This is a genomic window from Microbacterium sp. SLBN-111 (assembly GCF_049739645.1).
In the GTDB taxonomy this organism is placed as follows: Bacteria; Actinomycetota; Actinomycetes; order Actinomycetales; family Microbacteriaceae; genus Microbacterium.
This window is the reverse complement of sequence record NZ_JBMGQH010000001.1, coordinates 3,543,000-3,560,296: the sequence shown is the minus strand read 5'-3', so window position 1 is coordinate 3,560,296 and position 17,297 is coordinate 3,543,000. Positions and strand designations below refer to the sequence as shown.

23 protein-coding genes are annotated in these 17,297 nt (G+C 71.7%); 9 read left to right on the top strand and 14 right to left on the bottom strand.

Annotated features, from left to right (window positions below; genetic code table 11):
* Nucleotides 1–4: 4 nt before the first annotated feature.
* The 3 genes from RKD05_RS16660 to RKD05_RS16650 are packed head-to-tail and all read right to left on the bottom strand — an operon-like array spanning nucleotide 5 to nucleotide 2,147.
* Nucleotides 5–592, bottom strand: coding sequence for a hypothetical protein (locus RKD05_RS16660; RefSeq protein WP_424711506.1), 588 nt, complete (start codon nucleotides 590–592; stop codon nucleotides 5–7).
* Nucleotides 589–1,416, bottom strand: coding sequence for an endonuclease/exonuclease/phosphatase family protein (locus tag RKD05_RS16655; protein WP_424711504.1), 828 nt, complete (start codon nucleotides 1,414–1,416; stop codon nucleotides 589–591). Before RKD05_RS16655 ends, RKD05_RS16660 begins: the two co-directional genes overlap by 4 nt.
* Nucleotides 1,413–2,147: a glycosyltransferase family 2 protein gene (locus tag RKD05_RS16650; protein ID WP_424711502.1), complete on the bottom strand. Its 735-nt coding sequence runs from the start codon at nucleotides 2,145–2,147 to the stop codon at nucleotides 1,413–1,415. The genes RKD05_RS16655 and RKD05_RS16650 overlap by 4 nt, the downstream gene beginning before the upstream one ends.
* A 67-nt stretch (nucleotides 2,148–2,214) precedes the next feature.
* Between RKD05_RS16650 and RKD05_RS16645 the strand changes: the two genes are divergently transcribed.
* Genes RKD05_RS16645 through RKD05_RS16635 form a run of 3 tightly spaced genes read left to right on the top strand, consistent with a single transcriptional unit; the run spans nucleotide 2,215 to nucleotide 4,414 of the window.
* Nucleotides 2,215–2,967, top strand: a complete 753-nt coding sequence (locus RKD05_RS16645) for a sulfurtransferase (protein ID WP_424711500.1) — start codon at nucleotides 2,215–2,217, stop codon at nucleotides 2,965–2,967.
* Complete coding sequence (locus RKD05_RS16640) at nucleotides 2,967–3,920, top strand: dipeptidase (RefSeq protein WP_424711498.1); 954 nt, start codon at nucleotides 2,967–2,969, stop codon at nucleotides 3,918–3,920. Before RKD05_RS16645 ends, RKD05_RS16640 begins: the two co-directional genes overlap by 1 nt.
* On the top strand, nucleotides 3,917–4,414 hold the full coding sequence (locus RKD05_RS16635; protein ID WP_424711496.1) for an N-acetyltransferase family protein: 498 nt from the start codon (nucleotides 3,917–3,919) through the stop codon (nucleotides 4,412–4,414). Before RKD05_RS16640 ends, RKD05_RS16635 begins: the two co-directional genes overlap by 4 nt.
* A 10-nt stretch (nucleotides 4,415–4,424) precedes the next feature.
* On the opposite strand, the gene RKD05_RS16630 is transcribed toward RKD05_RS16635, so the two are convergent.
* Genes RKD05_RS16630 through RKD05_RS16620 form a run of 3 tightly spaced genes read right to left on the bottom strand, consistent with a single transcriptional unit; the run spans nucleotide 4,425 to nucleotide 7,439 of the window.
* Entirely contained in the window at nucleotides 4,425–5,834 is a 1,410-nt protein-coding gene (locus tag RKD05_RS16630) for a hypothetical protein (protein WP_424711494.1), read from the bottom strand.
* Between the two features lies 1 nt (nucleotide 5,835).
* Nucleotides 5,836–6,162 (bottom strand): YciI family protein, encoded by a 327-nt coding sequence (locus tag RKD05_RS16625; RefSeq protein ID WP_424711493.1) that lies wholly within the window; start codon nucleotides 6,160–6,162, stop codon nucleotides 5,836–5,838.
* Nucleotides 6,147–7,439: an FAD-dependent oxidoreductase gene (locus RKD05_RS16620; protein WP_424711491.1), complete on the bottom strand. Its 1,293-nt coding sequence runs from the start codon at nucleotides 7,437–7,439 to the stop codon at nucleotides 6,147–6,149. Before RKD05_RS16620 ends, RKD05_RS16625 begins: the two co-directional genes overlap by 16 nt.
* 215 nt (nucleotides 7,440–7,654) lie before the next feature.
* Here RKD05_RS16620 and RKD05_RS16615 point away from each other — a divergent pair, with 215 nt between their 5' ends.
* Nucleotides 7,655–8,113, top strand: a complete 459-nt coding sequence (locus tag RKD05_RS16615; RefSeq protein WP_424711489.1) for a hypothetical protein — start codon at nucleotides 7,655–7,657, stop codon at nucleotides 8,111–8,113.
* Between the two features lies 1 nt (nucleotide 8,114).
* On the opposite strand, the gene RKD05_RS16610 is transcribed toward RKD05_RS16615, so the two are convergent.
* Nucleotides 8,115–8,477 (bottom strand): GntR family transcriptional regulator, encoded by a 363-nt coding sequence (locus RKD05_RS16610; protein ID WP_424711487.1) that lies wholly within the window; start codon nucleotides 8,475–8,477, stop codon nucleotides 8,115–8,117.
* Between the two features lie 43 nt (nucleotides 8,478–8,520).
* Nucleotides 8,521–9,369, bottom strand: coding sequence for a hypothetical protein (locus RKD05_RS16605; RefSeq protein WP_424711485.1), 849 nt, complete (start codon nucleotides 9,367–9,369; stop codon nucleotides 8,521–8,523).
* 268 nt (nucleotides 9,370–9,637) lie between these two features.
* Here RKD05_RS16605 and RKD05_RS16600 point away from each other — a divergent pair, with 268 nt between their 5' ends.
* Complete coding sequence (locus RKD05_RS16600; RefSeq protein ID WP_424711483.1) at nucleotides 9,638–10,291, top strand: hypothetical protein; 654 nt, start codon at nucleotides 9,638–9,640, stop codon at nucleotides 10,289–10,291.
* Nucleotides 10,292–10,340: 49 nt separating this feature from the next.
* On the opposite strand, the gene msrA is transcribed toward RKD05_RS16600, so the two are convergent.
* Together msrA and msrB are read right to left on the bottom strand one after the other, a co-directional pair.
* A complete protein-coding gene (gene msrA, locus RKD05_RS16595) occupies nucleotides 10,341–10,895 on the bottom strand; it encodes a peptide-methionine (S)-S-oxide reductase MsrA (protein ID WP_424711482.1) in 555 nt (184 codons plus the stop codon).
* A 38-nt stretch (nucleotides 10,896–10,933) separates the two neighbouring features.
* Complete coding sequence (gene msrB / locus RKD05_RS16590; protein ID WP_424711481.1) at nucleotides 10,934–11,392, bottom strand: peptide-methionine (R)-S-oxide reductase MsrB; 459 nt, start codon at nucleotides 11,390–11,392, stop codon at nucleotides 10,934–10,936.
* A 186-nt stretch (nucleotides 11,393–11,578) separates the two neighbouring features.
* Here msrB and RKD05_RS16585 point away from each other — a divergent pair, with 186 nt between their 5' ends.
* Together RKD05_RS16585 and RKD05_RS16580 are read left to right on the top strand one after the other, a co-directional pair.
* Nucleotides 11,579–12,406, top strand: coding sequence for an SDR family NAD(P)-dependent oxidoreductase (locus RKD05_RS16585; protein WP_424711480.1), 828 nt, complete (start codon nucleotides 11,579–11,581; stop codon nucleotides 12,404–12,406).
* 81 nt (nucleotides 12,407–12,487) lie between these two features.
* Nucleotides 12,488–13,918 (top strand): ferredoxin reductase family protein, encoded by a 1,431-nt coding sequence (locus tag RKD05_RS16580; protein WP_424711478.1) that lies wholly within the window; start codon nucleotides 12,488–12,490, stop codon nucleotides 13,916–13,918.
* Between the two features lie 81 nt (nucleotides 13,919–13,999).
* On the opposite strand, the gene RKD05_RS16575 is transcribed toward RKD05_RS16580, so the two are convergent.
* Nucleotides 14,000–14,197 (bottom strand): hypothetical protein, encoded by a 198-nt coding sequence (locus RKD05_RS16575; protein ID WP_424711476.1) that lies wholly within the window; start codon nucleotides 14,195–14,197, stop codon nucleotides 14,000–14,002.
* A gap of 65 nt (nucleotides 14,198–14,262) precedes the next feature.
* Between RKD05_RS16575 and RKD05_RS16570 the strand changes: the two genes are divergently transcribed.
* Both RKD05_RS16570 and RKD05_RS16565 read left to right on the top strand, forming a co-directional pair.
* Complete coding sequence (locus RKD05_RS16570; RefSeq protein WP_424711474.1) at nucleotides 14,263–14,466, top strand: FMN-binding protein; 204 nt, start codon at nucleotides 14,263–14,265, stop codon at nucleotides 14,464–14,466.
* The gene (locus tag RKD05_RS16565; RefSeq protein WP_424711472.1) at nucleotides 14,463–15,317 is read left to right on the top strand and encodes an FAD:protein FMN transferase; all 855 of its coding nucleotides are present in this window, start codon (nucleotides 14,463–14,465) and stop codon (nucleotides 15,315–15,317) included. Before RKD05_RS16570 ends, RKD05_RS16565 begins: the two co-directional genes overlap by 4 nt.
* Here RKD05_RS16565 and RKD05_RS16560 read toward each other — a convergent pair.
* The 3 genes from RKD05_RS16560 to RKD05_RS16550 are packed head-to-tail and all read right to left on the bottom strand — an operon-like array spanning nucleotide 15,270 to nucleotide 17,223.
* The gene (locus RKD05_RS16560; protein WP_424711471.1) at nucleotides 15,270–16,241 is read right to left on the bottom strand and encodes a sensor histidine kinase; all 972 of its coding nucleotides are present in this window, start codon (nucleotides 16,239–16,241) and stop codon (nucleotides 15,270–15,272) included. The two genes, RKD05_RS16565 and RKD05_RS16560, sit on opposite strands and share 48 nt — an antisense overlap.
* A complete protein-coding gene (locus tag RKD05_RS16555; RefSeq protein ID WP_424711469.1) occupies nucleotides 16,238–16,915 on the bottom strand; it encodes a response regulator transcription factor in 678 nt (225 codons plus the stop codon). Before RKD05_RS16555 ends, RKD05_RS16560 begins: the two co-directional genes overlap by 4 nt.
* The gene (locus RKD05_RS16550) at nucleotides 16,912–17,223 is read right to left on the bottom strand and encodes a hypothetical protein (RefSeq protein WP_424711468.1); all 312 of its coding nucleotides are present in this window, start codon (nucleotides 17,221–17,223) and stop codon (nucleotides 16,912–16,914) included. The genes RKD05_RS16555 and RKD05_RS16550 overlap by 4 nt, the downstream gene beginning before the upstream one ends.
* Nucleotides 17,224–17,297: the final 74 nt, after the last annotated feature.

Sequence of the window (17,297 nt, the reverse complement as noted above, 5' to 3'; positions counted from 1 at the left end):
CCCGTCATACGATCGCTCGGTCACGTCGGGTCAACCGGAATCGGGATGCCAGCACTCCGGCGATCAGCGCGCCGACACCTCCCGCGACCATGTCGCCGATGGTGTCGTCGTACGTCACGAAGATCGAGTCCGTGATGAAGCGATAGCCGAACCACTCGACCATCTCCCAGACGGCGCTGAGCGCGAGTCCCGCGATGGTCGCGACGATCACCGGCGTGCGGCGCCGGCCGGTCCGGACGACGACATCGGCATCGGCCAGCACCACCAGAGCGACCGCCGCGAGCACTCCGGTGCACACCGCGTGCACGATGAGGTCCCATCCCGTCCAGGAGCGGTACAGGTCGACGACGTTGCTGCCGGCCGCGACGATCACCGTGACGCAGACCGCGAGGTCGAGGCCCGCGCGCAGACCCAGCATCCGGGAGAGCATGACGGCGGGAAGCGCCATCGACAGCACGGCCGCCTCGGTCGGGGGGAGGGCGAAGACAGCCACGGCGACCCCGATGATGGCGACCGCACGGATGGCATCCGTGATCCACTCGAGCGCCGTTCGCGGCGGGCGCTTCAGGTTGGCGTACAGCGCGCCGATCACCGCGGCACCGGGATGCGCACGACGGCCTGGACGGGAAGGTGGTCGGAGGGCCAGCTCGTACCCGTCGGGCGCGGGTCGATGCCCGTCGCGCGCACGCCGACGTCGGGGGTCGCGAGGATCGCGTCGATGCGACGGGCGCCGACGCGCGGTCGCCGGTAGTTGTTGAACGTGCCCCATTCGACCGTCCGGCGAGTGGGGGCGTACGACCAGGTGTCGACGAGGCTGCCGTCGGCGAACATCCCGGCCAGTTCCGCCGAGCGGATCGGGGCGTTCACGTCGGCTGTGAACAGCAGGGGCAGCTCCTCCGTCGCGACGAGCTCGGCGAGCCAGCGAGCGGAGCGGCGACGCGCGCGGCGCGAGAACGCGTCGAAGTGGCTGTTGACGAACACGAACGGAGCGCCCGTCGCGGAGTCGACGAACCGCGCGATGACCGCGATGCGCGGAATTGTGTTGCCCCAGCCCACGGAGCCGTCGATCGCCGGGGTGTCGGACAGGGCGACCTGCGTCCAGTCCAGGAGGTCGACCCGGTCGCGGTCGTAGAAGATCGGCGTGCCCTCGCCGTCGCCGTCCTTGCCGCGGCCGTGGCCGATGCGCCCGTACGCGCTCCCGAGGGACTCCTGCACCCAGCGCGCCTGATCGGGACGGGCCTCCTGCGACCCGAGGATGTGCGGCTTGTTGGCGCCCAGGAACACCCGCAGGCGCTCCTTCCGCAGACCCCAGCGGTCCTCCGGCGGCCAGGTGACCCGCTCGAACCGGCGGCGGATGTTGAAGCTCATCACGTGCAGGTCGGGAGCCCCGACGTTCGGGAACAGCACCGCGGTCACGAGCGCCCCCCCAGACGTCGCGCCCAGCGCAGGGGCGGGAGTTCGCGCGGCCAGTGCGCGAACACGGTGCCCATCCCGCGTGAGAAGCTCTTCGCGAACCGGCGGGGCCGCACCGTGCGGGAGGACACCCGCATGTGCTGCCCGGAGACGATGCGAATGCGGTGGTCCGGGCCGAGGTGGAACGCGAGGTCGAGATCGTCGTGCAGCTCGGGGTCGAGGTGCACCCGGTCGCGGACCGCGAGCCAGGCCGCGCGCCGGAAGGCCATGTTCGACCCCCACAGCGGTGCGTGCCCCAGCGCCGGATAGGCGAAGGCGGCGTAGGTGCCGAGGAACGCCCACGCCATCGGCCGTCGACCCCGCGCTGGCCCGTCGTGGAACACGGCGCCGGCGGTGACGGCATCCACGTCCGGGTCGGAGAGCGCGGCGGTCATGTGCGCGATCCAGCCGGGGGCGGGCAGGCTGTCCGCATCGAGCCGCAGGATGAGGTCGCCGGTCGCGGCGTCGTACCCGGCGGCTGCGGCGGCGGGGATTCCGCGCTCGCCGCAGAACACCACCCGCGCTCCCGCGGCACGCGCCACGTCGGCGCTGTCGTCGGTGGAGGCGTTGTCGACCACGACGATCTCGTCCGCGGGGTGCGTCTGCGCGGCGAGCGCCGCGAGGCACGCGGCCAGGGGCGCGGCGTCGTCCCGGACGGGGATCACGACCGAGACGGTCGGGGCGGCGAGAGTCATCGCGTGTCACGCTAGCGTCCGACGCGTCCGGCACGAGGTGCCTTGCGCTCTGCGTACCCTGGATGCCATGGCATCCAGGGCATCCGGGACATCCGTCCTCAACGTCTCGGCGTATCTGTTCACGCCGATCGACGATCCCGCGGCGCTCCGGCCCGTGCTGCGCGAGCGCGCGGCGGACGCGGGGCTGCGCGGGACGATCCTGCTCGCCGAGGAGGGCATCAACCTGTTCCTCGCGGGTCAGTCGGACGCCGTGCGGGGCTTCGTCGACGGGTTGCGCGGGGACTTTCCGGCCCTTCAGACGAAGGAGAGCTGGTCGGATGCCGTGCCCTTCGGTCGTCTGCTCGTGAAGGTGAAGCGCGAGATCATCCGCATGGACCGGCCCGAGGTGCGCCCGCAGGACGGTCGTGCCCCCGCGGTGTCGCCCGCGACGCTGCGCCGCTGGCTCGACCGCGGAGCCGATGACGAGGGCCGCGAGGTCGTGCTCGTCGACACGCGCAACGCGTTCGAGGTGGACTACGGCACGTTCTCCGGAGCCCGCGACTGGCGCATCGAGCGGTTCACGCAGTTCCCGGAAGCCGCGAGCGCCCACCGCGACGAACTCGACGGCAAGACCGTGGTGAGCTTCTGCACCGGTGGCATCCGGTGCGAGAAGGCGGCCCTCTATCTGCGCGACCAGGGCCTCGACGCGTACCAGCTCGACGGCGGCATCCTCGGCTGGTTCGCCGCCGAGGGCGACGCGCACTGGGACGGCGACTGCTTCGTCTTCGACGAGCGCGAAGCCCTCGACCCGGCGCTCGCCGCCCGCGCGGGCGTCGCCTGATGCTGTGGGATCAGCACGCGTGCGCCGAACTCGTCGAGACCGCTGACCTCACGGAACTGCACCGCTACCGTCCGGCCGGTGGCGGACTCGTCTCGCTCAACGTCGGATACGCCCCGCACGGCCCCGAGGTCATGGCATCAGTCCTCCGCGCCTTCCGTGCCCAGGTGACCGCGATCGACGGGCTGGAGCTCGCCGCGACGGTCGCGGACGTCGACCGGATCGCCGCCGTCGGCGACACCGCGGTCGTGTTCGACCTCGAGGACTGCGCGCCGCTGGGCGGTGACCTCGACGCGGTGGCGACGCTCGTCGCTCAGGGCGTCCGCACGCTCGGCCCGGTGTACAACTACACCAACGCGGCCGGGGGCGGATGCCTGGATGCCGAGGACCCCGGGCTCTCGCGCTGGGGCCGCGACCTCGTCGCCGAGCTGAATCTGCGCGGCGTGGTTCCGGACGGCTCGCACGTCGGCACCCGCACCTCGCTCGACATGTGCGCGGTGTCGACCCGGCCCGTCGTCTTCAGCCACTCGTGCATGCGCGCCGTGTGGGACCACCCCCGCAACATCACCGACGACCAGGCCCGCGCGGCCGCCGACACCGGGGGAGTCGTGGGCATCACCGGCGTCGGCATCTTCCTCGGCCCCAACACCCCGACCCTCGAGGCGATGGTGCACCACATCGAGTACGCCGTCGAGGTCGTCGGCATCCGACACGTCGGGGTGAGCACGGACTTCTCGTTCGACTGGGAGACGTTCCAGACCACCCTGGCCGAGAGCCCCGCGCTGTACGACGCGAGCTACACCGCGTGGGGCCCGGTCGAATGGATGCCACCCGAGACCTTCGTCGGCCTGGGCGCGGCGCTCCGCGACCGCGGGTGGGACGATGCCGATATCTCGGCGGTCCTCGGCGGGAACTTCCGCCGCGTCGCCCTGGAGAGCTGGGAGCCTCAGCCATGACCGAACTGACCGACGGCGCCGTCCTGCGCCGCGCCCGCCCCGGCGACGAGGCCGGGATCCTCGCGTGCATCCAGGCGCTCGCCGACTACGAACACGAACCGGATGCCGTCGACAACACCGTCGACATGCTCACGGCCACGCTGTTCGGCGACGACCCCCGCGCGTTCGCGTTCGTCGTGGAAAAGGGTGGAGAGATTCGCGCGATCGCGATCTGGTTCCTGACCTACTCGACCTGGACCGGAAAGCACGGCATCTGGCTCGAGGACCTGTTCGTGCACGAGCGTTACCGCTCGCACGGCTACGGGGTGGCGCTGCTGTCCGCGCTCGCCACCGAGTGCCTCGCGCAGGGGTACCCGCGGCTCGAGTGGACGGTGCTCGACTGGAACGAGCCCGCGATCGGCTTCTACCGCGCCCTCGGCGCCGAGGCGATGGAGGAGTGGACGACGCGGCGCGTGACCGGTGCGGCGCTGGAGGCACTCGCCGCGCGGGGCTGACGCACCCCGGTCACCGCCCGGCCCGGCGGGCGAGGAACCTCGCGATCCGCGCGACCGCGAGGAGCTTCCGCAGTCGCCCCGGCCGCTGCACCGTGCCGAAGTCGGCGCGGTCGGGGGCATCCGCGAGGTGACGCTGCAGGGCGCGGAAGCTGTCCACCTGCCGGGCGAGGAGATCGAGATCGACTCCCGCGTGCGGCGTCTCCGCGAGGAGGGAGGCGGGGCCCGTGACGAGGGCGATCGCCGGGATGCCCTTCTCCCACAGCGGCTCACCCTCGCCGAGGTGCACCACCGCGCCGGGCCGCACCGGGCGCACGGCGGGGTTCCGCCACTCGGCTCGAACGAGCGCGGCGAACTCGACGGTCGTGGCGTAGAGCAGCTCGGGTTCGACGTCGTCGGTTCCGGCCTCCGTCGACGGGTCGTCGTCGCGCCGGTGCTTCGCGCCGAGGTGCTCGATGACGAGGCCGGCCACCGCGGTCGGCCCGTCGGCCGCGGGCGACCACAGCTCGGGATGCGCGTGCAGCCACGCCGTCGTCGCCTGGCCGTGCGCGGTCACCGCCGGGATCCGCAGGTGCCCGGCGACCAGCACGAACACGATCGTCCGGTCGTGCGGGGTCTCGGCCGCGTCGCGGGCCAGCTCGAGCAGACCGATGAACCCGTTCTCCTCCACGGCGTTGCCGCCGTCGCTGTGCGTGACGACGAGGACGCTCTCGTCGGCATGGATGCCACTCCCCGGCGACACCGCCCACACCGTGTCCATCGTCGCGCCGTCGTGCCGCGTGGCATCCAGGACCAGGGTCGTGGACCCGCCGCGACCCGCCGCTTCGAGGAGCCGTTCGCGTTCCGACTCGGGCGCCCACACGGCCGGAAGTCCGGCGTACGGCCGGGTGAAGGGCAGGTACTGGCCGCGCGCCTCGACGTCGGTGAGTCCGTGCCAGACGGCGATCACGCCGACGACTCCCGCCGCTCGGGCGGCGACCAGGTCGATGCCCGCCAACTCGGCGGAGATGACCGGGTTCGCGACCGCGTCGAACGGCATCCGTCCGTCCCAGGAATCGACGAGGAGGGATGCCGGGACCTCGACGTTCGCGACCTCGACGAGGGCGATCCGGCCGCGGGCGTCCTTCCATCGCGGTCGACGTCCCGCGAGGCGGACGAGGGGAGCCGTGACGCCCGCCGATCCGGTTTCGCCGGAGTACGGCCACGCCGACGCGACGGGAACCGTGCGCCCCTCCACGGTCAGCGACACATCCCTTTCGTCGACGTCCCACCGCTCGAAGGTGTGCGTATCCCGCTCGGGGTGATAGCCGAGGGCGACGAGTTCGGCGGCGACCTCGTCGATCAGGGTCCGATGGGCCTCGTTCCCCGAACGGCGGGGGCCGAGGGTGTTGAGCCGGGCGATGTGTTCTGCGGCGGTGGCCATGTCAGCCGAGGAACGGTCGCAGCTCCACCCGGCGACCGCACGCACGCGAACCGTCGATCGTGAGGTCTCGGGCCGTGTCGAGGTCGGAGGCCTCGATGATCCAGAATCCGGCGACCCACTCGGCGGTGTCGTTCGCGGGCCCGGGGGTGACCACGGCCTCCCCGGATCGCGCGTCGATGACGAGCGAATCCGCGGGGTGCGCGACGCCCGCGGCGAGCACCCAGTGCCCCTCCGCGACGAGGCGATCGTTGAAGGCGTCGATCGCCTCGCCCTCGTCGTCGGTCGCGGAGGAGCTGCGGTCGTCGATGACGTTCAGGAGGAATCGCATGCGGCCACTCTGACACCGACCTCCGACACGGGAAAGGGGCGCGTCACCCGAGGTCGTGCAACACAGCCTCGGCCGCTCGCTGCCCGGAGACGAGCGCGCCCTGGATCGAGGCGGTGTCGCGGTGGTCGCTGGCGACGTACCGCCCGTCGCCGAGGCGGACCGGACGCCGCAGACGCAGCGGCGGGTTCCTGCGCGGGGAGCGCCGCGGCGATGTCGTCGCGCCGCAGCAGTCGCCAGGGTCGGGTATCGGTGCCCCACAGCTCCTCGAGGTGCCGGCGGACGTCGGCCTCCGTCGCCGTGGTGGGCAGCACGACCGTCGCCTCGACCAGGTGCCGGCCGCGTGGCGCGTACGTGGGCGCGGTGTTGCTGACGATCGCCGTGTGCACGATCGGCCCGCGTCGGAGCCCGTCCACGCGGAGCGCGCCGTCGTCGTGATGCCGCTCGTCCGTGGCGAACCACCACGTCTGCAAGCCTCGCGGGCGGGGGAGGGGAACGTCCAGACCGGGGGTCAGACCGGTGGCCAGCACCACGGCGCGGGTGTCGATGGCATCCGCGTTCTCGATCTCGATGCGCCATCCCCGACCGTGCGGCCGGGTCGCGGTCACCCGATGGGAGAGACGGATGCCGGCTCCCGCCCGCCGCGCGGTGTCGGCCAGCTGCGCGGGGAGAGCGCCGATCCCCGCGGCGGGCACCCCGGGAGCGCCGAGCGCGAAGCTGCGGACGAGGAGGCGCACGAAGATGTCGGAGGACTCCTGCCGGTCGTCGGCGAGGACGCCCGCGAGGAACGGTTCGAGCACGCTCTCGCGCAGGGTGCCGCGGAGGCCCGCGCGATCCCACGCCTCGGCGAGCCGGCGATCCGGTCCACGCTTGACCGCGCGGGGATTCGCGAGGACGGGGAGCGCCCACCGCGCGAGGGGCAGCAGGTCGGCGGGTCGGACGAGCCCGCTCCCGAGCGAGGCCGGAATGGTCGCCGGGTGGCGGAGGGGATGGGCGATTCGGGCCACGCCGTCGTCGAGCCGCACGGACAGGGCCACCGGGAACCGTCGCAGCGCCAGCGCGCCGACGTCGACCCATCGCCGCACCGCCGGATACGCCGGGTTGAGCACGTGGAAGCCGCGATCGAGGCGGAACCCGTCCACGACGTCGGTGCGCTCGCGCCCGCCGACGGCGTCCTCGGCCTCGAGCACCACGACGTCCCGCCCCGCCTCCGCGAGCCGCGTCGCGCAGCGCAATCCGGCGAGCCCCGCTCCGATGACCACGACGTCGTATTCGCTCACGTTTCGAGCGTAGGCAACGCGTGTTCTCGACCGGTGGGGGTTGCGGCACGCGCAGCTAGGGTGGCGTCATGCGTACGCGACCCCGGGGGCGGGGGCCCCTCGTCATTGCCGCCATCCTTCTCGTGGGTGTCCTCGCGGGATGTGCCACGCCGGTGGGGAGTGCGGACCCGTCGCCGACACACAAGGGCCCGCCGCCCGCGTCGCAGGAGGTCCTGGTGCCGGTCGGGACCCCGACGGCCGACACCGGAGCGGTAGCGCGCGCCCAGATCTGGCTCGACTCCGCGTCGGTGCCCGAGGGGGCCGTCCGCGTGGAGGCGGGAGACGTCCCGGCGTTCCACTCCTTCGTGGGCTGGCCGCGCACGCCGGTCGCGACTCTGACGGGCTGTTGGCGGATCCCGGATGCCGACGCCGTCGACATCGTGAACTGGATGGCCGCGAACCCGACTCCCGGTCTGACGGTTCCTTTCGTGCCGCAGTACCCGCCCGGGAACACGGGCGAGATGGCGGTGGGGCAGCTCCCGACGCCCGACAGCCAAGAGGGCATCGTGTTCGACGTCATGCGCATCTATGACGGCTCCGTCGTCATCCGCGCCCAGGTCGCCGCGCTCGCCGCGGATGCGACGTGCGCCGACCCGGGCGCGGGCTCGCGCTGGGGTGCTCCCGGTCAGGGGTGAATCAGCTCTCGTTCCCCAGCGCCGCGCGCGCCAGGTCCAGCGCGTCCGACGGCGCGACACCGAGGTCGTGCATCGCGCGGGCGAACGCGGCGGCGGCGTCGGCGGCGCGGGCGCGCGCGGCATCCGTTCCCGCCGAGACGAACGTTCCGGCGCGGCCGCGGGTCTCGACGAAGCGCGCCTCCTCGAGCTCCTTGTAGACGCGCGCCACGGTGTTCGCGGCGAGGCCGAGGTCCGTCGCAAGCGTGCGCACCGGCGGCAGCCGCGTCCCCGTCGGCAGCTCGCCGCTGTCGATCAGCGCGATGATCTGCGCGCGCACCTGAGCGAACGGCGGTGTGGCGGAGGCGGCGTCGACGCGGATGTCCATGGTGCCGCCACCGTACCAACGCCGCCGTTCGAGCCGACGTGGATCAGCGCATGCCGCCTTCCAGAAGTGCTCTCTGCATGGTGCGGACCGTACGGAAGCCGGCCATCCGTGCGATGCGCTCCAGTTCCCGCTCTCCTGTCGCATTGCGTTCGGCCAGGAGCGTCTGGGCGCGGAAAACTCTGCTGTAACGAAGGCGGCGGGACGGAGTCACCCCCGTCGGCGCGAAGGACAGGTGCAGATAGGAGCGGGAGACCCCGAGAATGTCCGCCAGAGTGTCAACGGTGAAGGCCGGGTCCGCGGAACATGTTTCGATCACCTGCAGCGCTCGAGCGACGAGATCGGCTTGAGAGGTGGAGAGGGAGGAGAGACGCGCGGGCTCGCGCTGAAGCACGAGCGCCTCGATCAGCGCTTCCAAGCTTCTCTGCACGCTGCCGAATCCCGGAGTCCGGGGGTGGACGGGGGTATTCAACGTGGCCGTCATGGTGCTCAGGATGACACGGAGGTAATCCGGGTCCGCCGCCCACGCCTGCCCGATGGGGATCGGAGGGCCGCGGTGGGTCCGGAGCCTGTCCCACTCGGAAACGATGACCATTCGGCCGACCGGTTGCGAGGCCTCCACGACCATCGGTTCGTTGAGGTTCTGCAGGTAGACGTCACCGGGCCGGATGACGTGGGTGCCTGTCGTCGTATGGAGGATCTGCGTTCCGTCGATCCCGATCACCATCAGGAAGTTCCGGGCACCCCAGCTCTCGTTGCCGACCAGTTTCGCGCGGCAGGAGGTGTGCCAGATCCGTCCGAGCGCGAAAGGATCGGCACGGATGAGATCCGCGAAGATGCGCAGACTTTCGATGAGACCCGTAGCTCTCCATCCCTGCGCGGAGAGCCAGTCCACAGCCTCCTCGCCATCGAGCGCGACTTCGCGCCAGGTCGCTTTTAAGGAATGTCCTAAACCGCGCATAAGTCCTGACTAACAGTGAGTCGAATGACCAGACGGGTCATCGATTCGCGATTGACGCCGACATTTGTTGATCTTTCGGCGGGGGTGGAAGCCGTCGATTTGCGGTGCGTCACGATCGGGATCCGACCCTCGGAGGTGCCGTCGCTTCTCGACTCCCGACGTCGAGAGGGGTTCCTCCCGCCGCATACCTCGAAGGAATGAAATGACCGAAGAAACGCCTGGCGCGACCGGACCACACGGACTCACCCGCCGGACCATCGTCAAGGGCGCCGCATGGTCGGTGCCCGCCGTCGCGGTCGCGATCGCCGCGCCCACAGCCAGCGCTTCCGACACCAGTACGTGTCCGTCGTTGCCGGTCCCCGGTGCGTGGGTCACCTCCACCTCGGGTACGGGCAACTCCGCATTCGCAGGCTGGAACAACACGACGCGGACCGAAGACGGATTCACCTTCATCCGCGACTCGGACAGCTCGTCGACGCCCTACGTCTATACGATCTCGACGTTCGTCGATCTCGAGGCGGGAAGGAGTTACCTCTTCCGCCTCGACTACGTCGCGGGTCGGGGGTGCACGAGCGCGACAGGGCCGGGGGCGACGTCCGTGAACACTGACCTTCGCTTCGCCGTCGGAACGGAGGCGTTCGGACTCCGTTCGACGCAGAGTACCGGCGCCTACGCCGTCGTGACACACCTCCCCCCGTGCGCGACGGGATTCAGCACGGAGACCGAGACCCTCCAGGGGATCCTCGAGCCCACGCAGACGGGACCGGTCCCCGTGGCCATCCAGTTCGTCGCCTACCCCACGCTCGAGGGCAACAACGACGACTACTACGTCATCCCGTCGATCGTGTGCCTCTGAGTCGACAAGAGGGCCTGGATGCCATGGCATCCAGGCCCCCTTCCGGGACTTACGCGGTCGCGTCCTCGCGCTTGGGCAGCACCCAACCGGGGCGCACGAAGTGGCACGTGTAGCCGTTCGGGATGCGGATGAGGTAGTCCTGGTGCTCGGGCTCGGCCTCCCAGAAGGGAGCCTCGGGCTCGATGGTCGTGACGACCTTCGCGGGCCAGATGCCCGACGCGTCGACGTCGGCGATCGTGTCGCGGGCGACCTGCTCCTGCTCGGGGGAGAGCGGGAAGATCGCGGAGCGGTAGCTCGTGCCGATGTCATTGCCCTGACGGTTCAGGGTCGACGGGTCGTGGATCTGGAAGAAGAACGCCAGGATGTCGCGGTACGACGTCTTGGCGGGGTCGAACACGATCTCGACGGCCTCGGCGTGACCGGGGTGGTTGCGGTAGGTCGCGTGGTCGTTCGATCCGCCGGTGTAGCCGACGCGCGTGTCGAGCACGCCGGGCTGGCGACGGATGAGGTCCTCGACGCCCCAGAAGCAGCCGCCCGCGAGGACGGCGGTCTCGGTGCCGGGACGGCGGGTGATCTCGCCGGTGTCGGTGGGTCCGCTGGTCATGGTGTTGCTCCTTTTGCGGTTGCGGAAGGGGAAGAGGTTCACGAGGCTCGGGTCTCGCGGAACAGGGACAGGAAGTCGCCGTAGCCCTGCTCCTCGAGCTCCGCCACGGGCACGAACCGCAGCGCCGCCGAGTTCATGCAGTATCTCAGCCCGCCGGCCTGGCGGGGGCCGTCGTCGAAGACGTGGCCGAGGTGGCTGTCGGCGCCGCTGGAACGCACCTCGGTGCGCTTCATCCACAGCGTCCGATCGGTCTTCTCCACGACGGCGCTGGCGTCGATGGGCTTGGTGAAACTCGGCCAGCCCGACCCGCTGTCGAACTTGTCGGTCGAGGAGAACAGCGGCTGCCCCGACACGACGTCGACGTAGATGCCCTCCTCGTGGTTGTCCCAGTACTCGTTGCGGAACGGCGGCTCCGTCGCGTCGTCCTGCGTGACGGCGAACTGGCGGTCGGTGAGGCGCCCCAGCGCCTCCGACGTCTTGCGGTACTCCGTGGTCACGGTGTGATCCTTTCGCCTGCGATGCCCGCTTCAGGCATCACTGAGGAGAACGCGGGGCCTCGCGGTTTTGGTCCCGCGGGGCTGGGAGCGCGCTGTGAGTTCTCGGGGGTTCCGGATGCCGAGGGCAAGCCCCGGATCCGACACAGGTGCGCTCGCTACCGTGACGTCGACCCTTCAGGAGGACCCATGCCCCGCACGATCGTGATCACCGGAGCCAGCGACGGAATCGGCGCGGCCGCGGCCCGCCAGCTGCACGAGATCGGCGAGGAGGTCGTGGTCGTGGGTCGTAACCCCGACAAGACGCGCCGAGTCGCCGACGCGCTCGGGGTGCGCTCGTTCACCGCGGACTTCTCCGACCTCGTCCAGGTGCGCGAGCTCGCCGAGACCCTGCGGGCCGAGTATCCCCGCATCGACGTGCTCGCCAACAACGCGGGCGGGATCTTCGGCGAGCGCACGCTCACGGGCGACGGCTTCGAGGTCACGTTCCAGGTCAACCACCTCGCGCCGTTCCTCCTCACGAACCTGCTGCGCGAGACGCTCCTCGAGTCGCGCGCGTCGGTGATCCAGACCTCCAGCGCCGCCGCCCGCCTCTTCTCCCGCTTCGACATCGACGATCTGCAGGGGCAGCGCCACTACTCGGCGTCGCGCGCGTACGGCAACGCGAAGCTCGCGAACGTGCTGTTCACGAAGGAACTGAACCGGCGCTTCGGCGACGCGGGGCTCTCCGCCGTCGCGTACCACCCCGGGGTGATCGCCTCGAGCTTCGGTTCGACCGGCAGCGGCTCGTGGAAGTTCCTCTACGGCGGTCCGCTCGCCGAACGCTTCATGACCTCGACGGACGTCGGCGGCGCCCGCCTCACCTGGCTCGCGCTCGGCAAGCCTGGCGTCGACTGGCATCCCGGCGGCTTCTACGCGAACAACAAGCCCGCGCGCACGCATCGACGCGCGGACGACCCCGCTCTGGCCCGACTCCTGTGGGATCGCAGCGCCGAACTCGTCGGTCTCGCCCCCTGACGAGCTGTCCGTTTCCTATGGGATGACCCAGGAGGGCGAATTCTTGGCGAACTCTGGGAGGGCGGCCGCCATTCTGACGGCATGACCGCCACCACCACCGTTCCCCTCCCCGTGGAGCTCCCCGCCTCGCGGCCTCGCCGCGCACGGGTCGTGCGTCCGCGGGCTCGGCTCGGCTGGAACCTCGCCGCGACCGCGCTGATCTGGCTCTCGAGCCTCGCGGTGGTGGCTCTGTGGGTCGCGGGGGGTGGCATCCAGTCCCTTCTCGCGATGGATGCCGAGACCCTGAACACCCTCGGACGCCTGTGCGGACTGGTCTCGGCGAACCTGCTGCTGTACCAGGTGCTGCTCATGGCCCGGGTGCCGGTGTTCGAGCGCGGCTTCGGGCGCGACGGGATCACGCGGATGCACCGGCTCGTCGGGTTCTGGTCCTTCGCGCTGTTCTCCGCGCACATCGTGCTGCAGACCCTGGGCTACGCCGCGGCCGCGAGCGTGAACCCCATCGTGCAGCTGTGGGAGTTCGTCTGGGACTACCCGGGCATGCTGCTCGCCACCGCCGGTACGGGTCTCCTGCTGCTGGTCGTCGCCACGTCGCTGCGCCGGGCGCGCCGCAAGCTGCGCTACGAGTCCTGGCACCTCCTCCACCTCTACGGCTACCTCGGGGTCGGCCTCGCCGTTCCGCACATGCTGTGGACCGGTGCCGACTTCACCGCGCACCCGCTCGCCGCGGTGTACTGGTGGGTGCTGTGGGGCGCGACGGCGGCCGCCGTACTCGTCTACCGCGTCGGCCTGCCGCTCGTGCGGTCGCTGCGGCATGGCCTCCGCGTCTCGGCTGTCACGCGCGACGGCGACCGCGGAGTGGCGGTCACCATGACCGGACGGGCACTGCACCGGATGCCGGTGCGCGCGGGCCAGTTCTTCGTGTGGCGGTTCCTCGACGGCCCGGGCTGGACCCGCGGCCACCCGTTCTCGCTCGCCGCGGCCCCCGGCGGCGGCTCCCTCACCATCGCGGCGCGACTCGTCGGCGACGGCACCGAACGCCTGGCATCCGTTCGCCCGGGCACCCGTGTCCTGATCGAGGGACCGTACGGCGAGATGACCACCGACGCCCGAACCGGTCGCAAACTGCTCCTCATCGGCGCCGGCGCCGGCGTCGCACCGCTGGTCGCGCTCGCCGAAGAGGCCGGGTGGGCGCCGGGCGAGGCGACTCTGCTGGTTCGCGACCACACCGACGGCGACGCCCTCCGGCGCGCGGCCATCGCCCGCCTCGAACGCGACCGCGGCCTCCGCTACGGCGCCCTCGTGGGGCCGCGCGCTCCCGGAGCCTCGTCGTGGCTGCCCGTCGGACACGCCGGATGGAAGGGTCCCGACCTGCTCCGGTACGTCGCGCCCGACCTCGAGCAGTACGACGTCTACCTGTGCGGACCGGGCCCGTGGATGGATGCCGTGCGCACCGACCTCCGTCGCGCCGGGGTCGTATCGACCCGTATCCACGCCGAATCGTTCACCGTCTGAGACCCGAGGGGGAGACACAGAGATGAAGAAGATCTTCTACGCCCTGATGGCGACCGTCACGGGACTCGTGCTGCTGTTCAGCTACCGGACCTCGCTCGGTGGGGGCACCGAGAGTGCGGCGGCCCTCCCTGCCACGACACCGGCGCCCGCGTCGGCGCAGCGCGAGACGCCGTCGACCTCGCCCTCGCCCTCGCCCTCGGCGTCCTCGTCGGCGACAGCCCCGACGCAGGCCGCCCCGACCCAGGCCGCGCCCGCGTCGTCCGGTCTCGCGGACGGCACCTACACCGGCTCCGCCGCGAACACGCGCTACGGCCCGGTGCAGGTGCAGATCACGGTGTCCGGCGGTGTCGTCACCGACGTGCAGGTGCCCCGACTACCCGTCCGAAGACTTCCGCGATCAGCAGATCAACTCCCGCGCACTGCCGATCCTCGTCCAGGAGACGCTCTCCGCGCAGTCCGCCGACATCGACATGGTCTCCGGCGCCACCTACACCAGTACGGGCTACAAGAAGTCGCTGCAGTCGGCGCTCGACGAGGCACACGCATGACCCGCCTCCCCGCCGCCACGGTCGTCGAACCCGTGATGGGCACCGTCGTGACCGTGCAGGTGCGCGGACGCGCCACGGACGATCCGGCCGTCCGGGAGCGGGTGGATGCCGCGATGGCGGCGGTCGTCGCCCGGATGCGGGACGACGAACGCGTCTTCTCGACCTACCTGCCCGACTCCGACGTGAGCCTGCTGCGCGACGGCCTGCGCGGCCTCGACGACGTGGACCCCCGCGTCCGCGAGGTCGAGGCGCTGTGTCGACGCCTCCGCGACGACACGGGCGGCGTCTTCGACGCGTGGTGGCGCGGGTGGTTCGATCCGACCGGGGTCGTGAAGGGGTGGTCGGTGGATGCCGCATCGGCGGCGCTCGGCGCGCTGCTGACCGTGCCGGGGGTCGAGGCGGCCGCGGTCAACGCGGGCGGCGACATGCGCCTGCTCCGGGCGCCCGGGAGCGATCACGTCTGGAACGTCGGCGTGGCCGACCCCGAGGACCCCGCCGCCGTGCTGGCCACGATCTCGCTGCCGGAGGGGGCCGTCGCGACGTCGGGCACCGCCGAGCGCGGGGCGCACCTCATCGACCCGCGGTCGGAGCGCCCGGTCCGGGGCCTCGTGTCCGCGACGGTCGTCGCCGACACGCTCACGGTCGCGGACGCCTGGGCCACCGTGGCCGCGGTCACCGGGATCGACGACCTCGACGCGGTGCGCGCCGCGCCCGTGGCATCCGGGATCGTCTGGAGCGACGGACGCGTCCGCCGGTGGGCGAGCGGCGTCGAGGTCGACCGCTTCCGTGACCCGGTCGCTGCCTCAGTGCGCGCGCGGGAGGCGCAGGAGGAACACCGTCCCCCTCGGTGAGGTGCTCTCGACGGCGATCGTGCCGCCGTGACGTGTCGCCGCTTCGCGGACGAGGGCGAGCCCGAGACCGAATCCCCGCCGCCGGCCCGACTCCGCGCCGCGGGCGAACCTCTCGAAGATCCGCTCGCGATCCTCGGGACGGATGCCGCCGCCCGCATCGGCGACCCGGATCTCGACCGTGCCGCCCTCGACGCGTGCCGTGACCGAGACGGTGCTGCCGCTCGGCGCGTGACTCACGGCGTTGTCGATCAGCGCGGTGCACACCCGGGTGAGCGTCACCGGCGGCAGCGCGGCGCGGAGCCCGGCCGGTCCGCCGTCGATGTCGATCGCGACCCCGGCCTCGGCGGCGAGCGGCCCGACGACCGTCACCGCCGCCCGGAGGCCGTCGGCGACCGCCGCCGTGCCGTCGGCCGACGCCGCACCCTCCGCCGACAGCAGCATGTCGGTGAGGATGTCGTCCATCAGGTCCGCGTCCCCGCGCAGCCGGTCGAGTGTGTCGTCCAGCGGCTCGCCGCGCGCGAGGCGCCGCTGGGCGATCTGCACGCGGCTGTTGAGGGCCGTGAGAGGAGTGCGGAGTTCGTGACTGGCATCCGAGACGAACGCGCGCTGACGGCGGAGCGCGTCGTCGAGCGGACGGACCGACCAGCGGGATGCCGCCCACCCCACGAGCCCCATGACGGCCACGCCCAACAGGCCCAGGCCGAGCACCCACGGCAGCACGTCGTCGAAGTCGACCACGACCCGGTCGCCCGGCAGTCCGCCGGGAGCCCCGTGGTGGGCGGCTTCGCGGCGCGCGTTGGAGAGGAGGACGGCGACGAGGATGCCGACGCCCGCCGTGAGCGCGATGGCCGAGCCGCCGCCGACCAGCAGACCGACCCGCGCCGCGGCGCGCCGCACGACCCGGCGGTCGTCCGCCGCGGTCATCGGGCGCCGCCTGCGCGGTAGCCGCGCCCGGGGACCGTCTCGACGATGTCGGGGGAGCACTTGCGGCGGAGGTAGTGGACGTAGGTGTCGACCGTAGTGACGGCGTCGGCGGAGGCGAACACGTCGCGCGCGATCTGCTCGCGCGAGAAGACGTGATCGGGGCTGGACGTGAGGAGGTCGAGCAGGGCGTTCTCGGTGATCGTGAGGCTCACGCGCGCGCCGCCGGGGGAGTACGCCGCCGCCGCGTCGGGGACGTACGTCCACTCCGCGACCGCACGTCGGCGCCCCTCGGCGCGAAACCCGCGATGGAGCGCGCGCAGGCGCGCGAGGAGCTCGTCGTAGTCGAACGGCTTCACCAGGTAATCGTTGGCCCCGGCATCCAGGCCGTCGACGCGATCGGCGATCGACCCGAGCGCCGTGAGCATCAGCACCGGCGTCGTGATGCGCGCCGTGCGCAGCGCCGCGACGACGTGCTCGCCATCGAGCCCCGGCAGGCGCCGGTCCAGCACGATGAGGTCGAACCGCTCGCGCAGGGCGCGGTCCCGCGCCGCGAGACCGTCGCTCTCGTGGGCGACGTCGTAGACCTCGCCCAGCACCTCGATCGTCATGGCGGAGATCTCTCCGTCGTCCTCGACGTACAGCAGGCGCGGACGCCGCGTGTCGCCGAGGGTCATCGCACGCCCGCGCGCGGAGGTTCGACGGTCCACCCGAGACGCTCGAGCGCGGCGTGCAGTCGACGTGCCTGCGCCCACGCGATCTCGCCCGAGACATCGGAGTAGACGTCGATCGCGAACGGCGGCGGGTCGGCGAACTTCGGGATCTCGACCTCCGCCCACGCGTGCGGAGCGAGCCAGACGCGCGGGTGCGACGTCCGGGCGTCGTCGACCCCTCCGTCGGCCGCGAACGCGATGACGTCGAGCGCGTCGATCTTGGTGATGGGCATGTCGACGACGAGGGTCACGGCGTGGAGTTCTTCGGTCATCGGGCACCTCCCGCGATCATCCTCACACGCGCGACCCTCACCCGGGCGGGGAACGCGCCCCGGGACTACCCTCG

Coding starts and splice junctions, on each gene's coding strand:
- RKD05_RS16645 (WP_424711500.1), top strand. CDS start 2,215: ATGGCATCCAGGGCATCCGGGACATCCGTCCTCAACGTCTCGGCGTAT.
- RKD05_RS16600 (WP_424711483.1), top strand. CDS start 9,638: ATGACCGAAGAAACGCCTGGCGCGACCGGACCACACGGACTCACCCGC.
- RKD05_RS16585 (WP_424711480.1), top strand. CDS start 11,579: ATGCCCCGCACGATCGTGATCACCGGAGCCAGCGACGGAATCGGCGCG.
- RKD05_RS16630 (WP_424711494.1), bottom strand. CDS start 5,834: ATGGCCACCGCCGCAGAACACATCGCCCGGCTCAACACCCTCGGCCCC.
- RKD05_RS16640 (WP_424711498.1), top strand. CDS start 2,967: ATGCTGTGGGATCAGCACGCGTGCGCCGAACTCGTCGAGACCGCTGAC.
- RKD05_RS16625 (WP_424711493.1), bottom strand. CDS start 6,162: ATGCGATTCCTCCTGAACGTCATCGACGACCGCAGCTCCTCCGCGACC.
- RKD05_RS16550 (WP_424711468.1), bottom strand. CDS start 17,223: ATGACCGAAGAACTCCACGCCGTGACCCTCGTCGTCGACATGCCCATC.
- RKD05_RS16610 (WP_424711487.1), bottom strand. CDS start 8,477: ATGGACATCCGCGTCGACGCCGCCTCCGCCACACCGCCGTTCGCTCAG.
- RKD05_RS16580 (WP_424711478.1), top strand. CDS start 12,488: ATGACCGCCACCACCACCGTTCCCCTCCCCGTGGAGCTCCCCGCCTCG.
- RKD05_RS16635 (WP_424711496.1), top strand. CDS start 3,917: ATGACCGAACTGACCGACGGCGCCGTCCTGCGCCGCGCCCGCCCCGGC.
- RKD05_RS16560 (WP_424711471.1), bottom strand. CDS start 16,241: ATGACCGCGGCGGACGACCGCCGGGTCGTGCGGCGCGCCGCGGCGCGG.
- RKD05_RS16650 (WP_424711502.1), bottom strand. CDS start 2,147: ATGACTCTCGCCGCCCCGACCGTCTCGGTCGTGATCCCCGTCCGGGAC.
- msrA (WP_424711482.1), bottom strand. CDS start 10,895: ATGACCAGCGGACCCACCGACACCGGCGAGATCACCCGCCGTCCCGGC.
- RKD05_RS16555 (WP_424711469.1), bottom strand. CDS start 16,915: ATGACCCTCGGCGACACGCGGCGTCCGCGCCTGCTGTACGTCGAGGAC.
- RKD05_RS16565 (WP_424711472.1), top strand. CDS start 14,463: ATGACCCGCCTCCCCGCCGCCACGGTCGTCGAACCCGTGATGGGCACC.